Annotated in this window: 7 protein-coding genes; 5 read left to right on the top strand and 2 right to left on the bottom strand. The window is 68.5% G+C overall.

Annotation, left to right across the window (positions count from 1 at the left end; translation table 11 throughout):
* Positions 1 to 192: 192 nt before the first annotated feature.
* Positions 193 to 456, bottom strand: a complete 264-nt coding sequence (locus tag EIZ45_RS27210; RefSeq protein WP_134662471.1) for a hypothetical protein — start codon at positions 454 to 456, stop codon at positions 193 to 195.
* Positions 457 to 484: 28 nt separating this feature from the next.
* Here EIZ45_RS27210 and EIZ45_RS27205 point away from each other — a divergent pair, with 28 nt between their 5' ends.
* From EIZ45_RS27205 to EIZ45_RS27185, 5 genes are all read left to right on the top strand, one after another.
* Positions 485 to 877 (top strand): YciI family protein, encoded by a 393-nt coding sequence (locus EIZ45_RS27205; protein WP_134662472.1) that lies wholly within the window; start codon positions 485 to 487, stop codon positions 875 to 877.
* A gap of 31 nt (positions 878 to 908) precedes the next feature.
* Positions 909 to 2,126, top strand: a complete 1,218-nt coding sequence (locus EIZ45_RS27200; protein WP_134662473.1) for an RNA polymerase sigma factor — start codon at positions 909 to 911, stop codon at positions 2,124 to 2,126.
* Positions 2,119 to 3,237 (top strand): epoxide hydrolase family protein, encoded by a 1,119-nt coding sequence (locus EIZ45_RS27195; protein WP_134662474.1) that lies wholly within the window; start codon positions 2,119 to 2,121, stop codon positions 3,235 to 3,237. The genes EIZ45_RS27200 and EIZ45_RS27195 overlap by 8 nt, the downstream gene beginning before the upstream one ends.
* A 67-nt stretch (positions 3,238 to 3,304) precedes the next feature.
* Positions 3,305 to 4,120, top strand: coding sequence for an alpha/beta fold hydrolase (locus tag EIZ45_RS27190; protein ID WP_134662475.1), 816 nt, complete (start codon positions 3,305 to 3,307; stop codon positions 4,118 to 4,120).
* 8 nt (positions 4,121 to 4,128) lie between these two features.
* A complete protein-coding gene (locus EIZ45_RS27185) occupies positions 4,129 to 4,881 on the top strand; it encodes an SDR family oxidoreductase (RefSeq protein ID WP_134662476.1) in 753 nt (250 codons plus the stop codon).
* A 359-nt stretch (positions 4,882 to 5,240) separates the two neighbouring features.
* Here the strand turns inward: EIZ45_RS27185 and EIZ45_RS27175 are convergent, their stop codons facing one another.
* The gene (locus EIZ45_RS27175) at positions 5,241 to 6,830 is read right to left on the bottom strand and encodes a transposase (protein WP_134662477.1); all 1,590 of its coding nucleotides are present in this window, start codon (positions 6,828 to 6,830) and stop codon (positions 5,241 to 5,243) included.
* Between the last annotated feature and the right edge of the window lie 78 nt (positions 6,831 to 6,908).

Genomic DNA, 6,908 nt, shown 5'->3' with positions numbered 1-6,908 from the left:
TGGTTCGTGTCCCGGCGGCCGCCCGGTTTCCCTGGCGACGAAGAGAAGATTACACGGCTCAAAACGGCCCTAAACAGGGGGGTCCCTTAATGCGATCTTCGCAGGTCAACCGGCCGAATAGGCCCGCTGCGGGCGATCCGGCGGGCACCGCGGCCACGACTCAGCGGACCGGAGCGCGGCGAATCCGGTGGCTTATCGGCTCGCGGATGCCGTAATGCGGAAGAACGGGCGGCTCGCGTTATCGGTGAATGCCGAGACCCGCTTGCCGAGCGTGGCGCCGGCGAGAGCGGATTGCCGCTGGCCATCGGCGTGCCCGCGCTCAACGACACCGGGGGCGGGCGGTTCGGAGGCATCATGAGCGCCGAACCAGCGAGTGACCCGGGTCACCCAGAAGAACGTCGAGACGATGTCCGGTGCGGGGCAGGCGGCTTCGTTCTTTCCCCGACTGACGGCCATGCGAGACCGAAGACAGAGGGAGCATCCGATGAAGTACCTGATCCTGGCGTACGGCAACCAGCAGGACTACGACCACCTCAGCGGCAAGGTGGGTGGGGCGACCCCGGCGGAAATGGCGGCGGTCGACGAGTTCCTCGCCGGGTTCACCGGGGCGCTGGCCGATTCGGGAGAGCTGGTCGAGACCCAGGGGCTCGCCGCTCCCGTGCTGGCGCGCCGCCTCCAGCTGCGGGACGGGGCTCCGGTCGTCACCGACGGGCCGTTCGGCGAGACCGAGGAGGTCATCGCCGGGTACTGGATGGTCGACTGCGCCAGTATCGACCGGGCGACCGACATCGCGGCGGGACTGCTCAAAGCCCCGGGACGGTTGGCCGACGCCGGGGTCGTGGTCCGGCCGGTGATGGGGAACGACACCGAACTCTGAACCCAGGAACCAAGCCACCGAGGCGGCAGAGATGACCGACCCCTCCCTCCCGGCCACGCTCGACGACACCCTGCGCACCCTCGCGCCGCAGGTGCTGGGCGCGCTGGTCCGCCGCTATGGGCGGTTCGACCCGGCCGAGGACGCGGTCCAGGAAGCCCTGCTCAAAGCCGCCGAGCGGTGGCCGGAGACGGGGATTCCCGAGCGGCCCTTCGGCTGGCTGCTGCAGGTCGCGAGCCGGAAGCTGATCGATCTGCTCCGCGCTGACCAGGCAAGACGCGAGCGGGAGAGCCGCGCCGCGCGCGAGGCGGTCGGCGAGCAGACCGGGGACGACACCTTGATCCTGCTCCTGCTCTGCTGCCATCCGTCGCTCTCGGTGGCGTCGCAGGTCGCGCTCACCTTGCGGGCCGTCGGCGGGCTCACGACGGCGGAGATCGCGCGGGCGTTCCTCACGTCCGAGGACTCGATGACCCGCCGGATCTCCCGGGCCAAGCGGACCGTCCAGGACAGCGGCGTGCCGTTCCGGATGCCGCCGGAAGAAACGCGCCGCGAGCGGCTCGATGCCGTCCTGCATGTCCTGTACCTGATTTTCACCGAGGGGTACTCGGCGACGTCGGGGCCGGATCTGCGCCGCGGTGACCTTGCACGAGAGGCGATCCGGCTTGCCGAGATGGCGGCTGCCTTGCTGCCGGACGACAGCGAGGCCAAGGGGCTGCTTGCGTTGATGTTGCTGACGGACGCGCGGTCGCCGGCGCGGGTGACCGAGCAGGGCGAACTGGTCCCGCTGTATGAGCAGGACCGGACACGATGGAAGACCGAGTCGATTCGGCGCGGGGTGGACCTGGTGACGGCGGCGTTGCCGCGCGGGCCGGTCGGGCCGTATCAGCTGCAAGCGGCGATCGCGGCGGTCCATGACGAGGCAGCGACCGCCGAGGAGACCGACTGGCGGCAGATCGTCGGGCTTTACCGGCTGCTGCTCCAGGTTTCGGCGAGTCCGGTCGCGAAGGTGAGCCACGCCGTCGCGGTCGGGATGGCGGACGGACCCACCGCCGGGCTTGGACTGCTCGACGCGCTGGACCACCGGGACCGGCGGTTCTATGCGGCGCGCGCACATCTTCTGGAAAAGGCGGGCGACCGCGAAGCGGCCCGGAGTGCGTACCTGCGCGCGGCCGAGCTCGCCACCAACATCCGCCAGGTGCGGTATCTCAACGCCTGCGCCCGGCGGCTTTCCGAAGGAGCTGAGCATGATTGACGAGATCCGGCCGTACCGGCTGGAGATCCCCGAAGCGGACCTGGTCGACCTGCGAGAACGGCTCGACCGGACAAGGTGGGCGCCGGAGCCGGTCGGCGGTAATCAGGGGTACGGCGTCAGCGTCGGCCGGGTGCGCGAGCTGGCCGAGCACTGGCGACACCGCTACGACTGGCACGCCTGGGAGCGGCGGTTCAACGAATATCCGCAGTTCACGACCACGATCGACGGCAGCAACGTGCATTTCCTGCACGCTCGTTCGCCGGAGCCGGACGCGATCCCGTTGATCCTCAGTCATGGGTGGCCGGGCTCGGCGGCGGAGTATCTGGCCGCGGTCGGGCCGTCGAGCAACCCTCGCGCGCACGGGCTCGATCCGTCGATCGCGTTCGACGTCGTGCTGCCGTCGTTGCCGGGATTCGGGTTTTCCGGACCGACGACCGACACCGGCTGGGGTCCGCAGCGGATCGCGCGGGCCTGGGCGGTGTTGATGCGCCGGCTCGGGTACGAGCGCTACGGGACGGCGGGCAACGACTGGGGTTCGGGGATCGCGCCGGAGGTCGGTCGCGTAGCGCCGGAACACGTGATCGGCGCGCACGTGACGCAGACCTGGGATCCGCCGCCGGACGACGATCCACAGTGGATTGCCGACCTGTCCGACAAGGACAAAGCCGCGTGGGACGCGTTCCACCACTACTTCGCGAACGAAGCGTCCTACGGCGTCGTCCAGGCGCAGCAGCCGCAGACTCTCGCGCACGCGTTGTCCGACTCCCCCGTCGGCCTGCTCGGCTGGAACGCGCAGGCGATGCGCGACCACGGCCTCGACGCGGACGGGATCCTCACCCACGTCACGATCCACTGGCTGACCGGCACGGCGGGTTCGGCCATCCGGATCTACGCCGAGGAAGCCCGGGAGACGCCCGAAGAAAGCCGCAATCCGGTGCCGCTGGGGGTCGCGCAGTTCCCCGGCGACCTGCCGTCGATCCGCGTGTTCGCCGAACATCGCCGGAACCTCGTGTCGTGGAACGAGTACGACCGCGGCGGGCATTACGCGGCACAGGAGGTGCCGGACCTGTGGGCGGGCGACGTCCGGCAGTTCTTCGCGAAGCTGCGCTAGAAAAACATTGCTCCGACTACATTGCACCTTATTGCACTGATAAATCGCCCCGATTAGCGTCGGGACCATGCAGACAGTCCTTCTCTCCTCCGGCGCCCGGATCGCCTACGACGACCTCGGACCGCGGTCGGAGGTCCCGGTGCTTCTCGTGCACGGGCACCCGTTCGACCGGTCCATGTGGGGTCCGCAGGCCGAGCACCTCGCCCGCAACGGCCGCCGAGTCGTGGTCCCTGACCTGCGGGGATACGGGGAAAGCACCGGTCCGGCGGTCCGCGGGCTCGAAGACTTCGCCGAGGACCTCGTCGGGCTGGCCGATCACCTCGGCATCGACCGCTTCGCGCTGGGCGGGCTGTCGATGGGCGGGCAGATCGTGATGCAGACCGTCCGGGACTACCCGGAGCGCATTGCCGCGCTGCTGCTCGCCGACACGTTCGCCGAGCCCGAGACTGACGAAGGAAAGGTGAGCCGCAACCAGGCCGCGGACCGGGTGCTCGCGGAAGGCATGACCGCCTACGCCGACGAACTGTTGCCGAAGATGGTGTCGCCGGGCACCTTCCGCGAGAACCCCGAGGTGACCGGGCACGTCCGGAAGATGATGCGCCACGCACCAGCGACAGGCGCGGCGGCCGCGTTGCGGGCCCGGGCGAAGCGCCCCGACTACCGCGATTCGCTCAAGCAGGTCAGCGTGCCGACGCTGGTCGCGGTGGGCAGCGAGGACGAGTTCACTCCGGTCGCCGACGCGCAGCTGCTGCACCGGCTCGTGCCCGGCTCGGAGCTGGTGGTGCTCGACGGCGCGGGGCACCTGCCTAACCTGGAGCGCGCGGCCGAGTTCAACGACGTGTTCGGCCGCTTCCTGGACCAGGACCACGCGGAAGAACGGTGACGCACTCCATGAAGACCGTATTGGTGACCGGCGCCAGCGCCGGCTTCGGTGCAGCGATCACGCGCCGGTTCGCAGCGGAAGGCGCGCGGGTCGTCGCCGCGGCCCGCAGCGGCGACCGGCTCAAGACGCTGGCGGACGAACTGGGCGACGCGGTGTACCCGCTGGTCCTGGACGTACGCGACCCGGCCGCCGTCGCGGATGTCGTCGCGCAGCTGCCCGAGGAGTGGGCGAAGATCGACATCCTGGTCAACAACGCCGGCCTCGCGAAGGGTCTCGAGCCCGCGCACGAGGCGAAGCTGGAAGACTGGGACCAGATGATCGAGACCAACGTGACCGGTCTCGTCCACCTCACCCGCGCAGTACTGCCCGGCATGGTCGAACGCGGCGCCGGACACGTGATCAACATCGGCTCGGTCGCAGGCAGCTACGCCTACCCCGGCGCGAACGTTTACGGCGCGACGAAGGCGTTCGTGCACCAGTTCAGCCTCAACCTGCGCTCCGACCTGCGCGGCACCGGCGTCCGCGTGACGAACGTGGAACCGGGCCTGGTAGGCGGCACCGAATTCTCCACCGTCCGCTTCGGCGGCGACCAGGCCAAGGCGAACAACGTCTACGCAGGCACCACCCCGCTGACCGCAGACGACGTCGCCGAGTCAGTTTTCTGGGCAAGCTCCCAGCCAGCACACGTGAACATCAACGTCATCGAACTGATGCCGGTCGTGCAAACCTTCTCCGCCCTGAACATCGACCGCGAAAACTGAGCCAACGCNAGCCAGCACACGTGAACATCAACGTCATCGAACTGATGCCGGTCGTGCAAACCTTCTCCGCCCTGAACATCGACCGCGAAAACTGAGCCAACGCACGTGAGGGCCACCCTCATTGACTCTGATTCCCTCAGGGTTCCCCTCACGGCCCTAAACAGGCACCGACGCACCCAACGAGCGAGGCACCCACACCACCCCCGCACCCCGATACGAAGCTCCCCTGCGGTTCGGGGGTGCTTGTCAAGGCATCTTTCCCGCCTTGACAAGCACCCCCGAACCGTCAGCACAATCAACCTTCGGGGTGCCCCACGCAACCACCACGGCAATGTCGCCGCCAGGCGACGAGCCGAACCTCAAGCAGGCCCGAACCTCTCCAACCCGAACAACTCGAACAACGCCTGCTGCCTCCCAGTCCGATCAGACAAAATCCGCCGAGTCCGCGGCCTCCCCCCGGTAGACCGATGCCGCAACACGGTCTCCCCGATCCCCCGCAACTGATCCAGCAACTCAGCCACCGAAAGATTCATCCCAGCCCGATCCGCCTCCCGCCGCATCAGATGCGTGACCGTCGCAGCGAGCACAGACACCAACGCATGCACCGCGATCCGATGCGAAGTCCACTCCCACCGAGGCGAAGGCCCAGCCACCGCAGACCCGGTCAACCAGCGAAACGTCGAGTCGAGATAAGTCCGAGCCCGATAAGCAGTCACAACCTCAGCAACCGGCCAATCCCGATCAGTCACCAAAATCTGCTTCCCGAAAAACTCCTCCGCCAACCGAGCGACCGCAGCCTCGTCAACCCGCCGCTCCAACCGCAGTTCCCCAGCACGGTTGCCAGTAAGCGCAGTATTCAACACCCGCTCCACCCGCCGCCCGCGAATAATCCGCGACATCTCCGCATGCACCTGCGTCCGGTCCCCCCGATGCGTCCCGGCCGCCAGCGCCGCAGCCAGCCCGTCAAGCTCCCGCACCGTAGTGCTCAATTCACTGGTGAACGCCCGATACTGCGCCGCGTGCAGCGTCGCGGAATGAAGAAGGATCACCCGTCGCCGAGCACCGTCCACAGTCGCCACGGTGTCGAAAGCAGTCAGCCCGGCAAACCGCTCCGGATCCACCCGCCGCCGCACGGACGCAGGCCGCGCAAGCAACTCCGGATGATCCGCCAACGGAAGCGACCCGACAAACCCGGTCCGCGCGCCAAGATCGAGCTGCGCAGCCTGACCGGAGTGGAAAACCAACGTATGCCGCTCCCCTAATTCAGCGGCCAGCGCACCGAAGGTCGGCGCGTTCTCCCTCCGATAAACCCGGGACGCCAACGGAATCGCCCCATCCCGCGTGACGACCAACCCGAGCCCGGCCAGCACGTCCTGACAAGCCGACGGCAACGTGCAATCCGCAGCGGTGAACGCGGCGAACTGAGCCACATCGACCGCCAGCGCCTCCGTCCCGTCATCGCCAAGAAGCTCCAGAACCGCTTCCGCCACCACACTTTCCACCGCAGCGATCCGCTCCGGGGTAAGCCGCTGCAACGCCCGCCAATGCCCAGCCGTCGTGATCGAACCCTTAGGCGGCCGGGGCCGAATCAGATCCTGCGCGAGACAGCCGGTCCACCACTCCTCGAACTCCGTCTCCGGCGCGGTCGCCCGGTGCAGCACGGCAAGCGCGACATGGAGACCGAGTGTCGGCCGAGCACGCTGCGGCCCAGCCACGGAATCAACGCGCCGGACGAGGTCGAGCCGCTGCAGCGTCCCCCACACGGCGGCAACGTCCCCGAACGACCGATGGCGCGCGCCAGCCGCCTCGGGACCGCCGCCCGCGACCGCCGCCGCGATGTCCTCGGCCGTCCCGAGGTACCGCTGGCCGACCACGCGCGGCTTGCCGTCGACGCGCGCGGACTCGGCGAGGTAGTAGTACGTCCGCCCGCCGATGCGCTTCCCGATCACTGACGCCACCCTTTAGGTAATACCGCCGCCATCCGTCGCCGACAAGCCCGCAACCTGCGCTAATGATCACCCTGGACA

The sequence above is a fragment of the Amycolatopsis sp. CFH S0740 genome (assembly GCF_004522315.1).
In the GTDB taxonomy this organism is placed as follows: domain Bacteria; phylum Actinomycetota; class Actinomycetes; order Mycobacteriales; family Pseudonocardiaceae; genus Amycolatopsis; species Amycolatopsis nivea.
The sequence above is the reverse complement of the archived record's forward strand: the minus strand, read 5'-3'. Positions and strand labels throughout refer to the sequence as shown.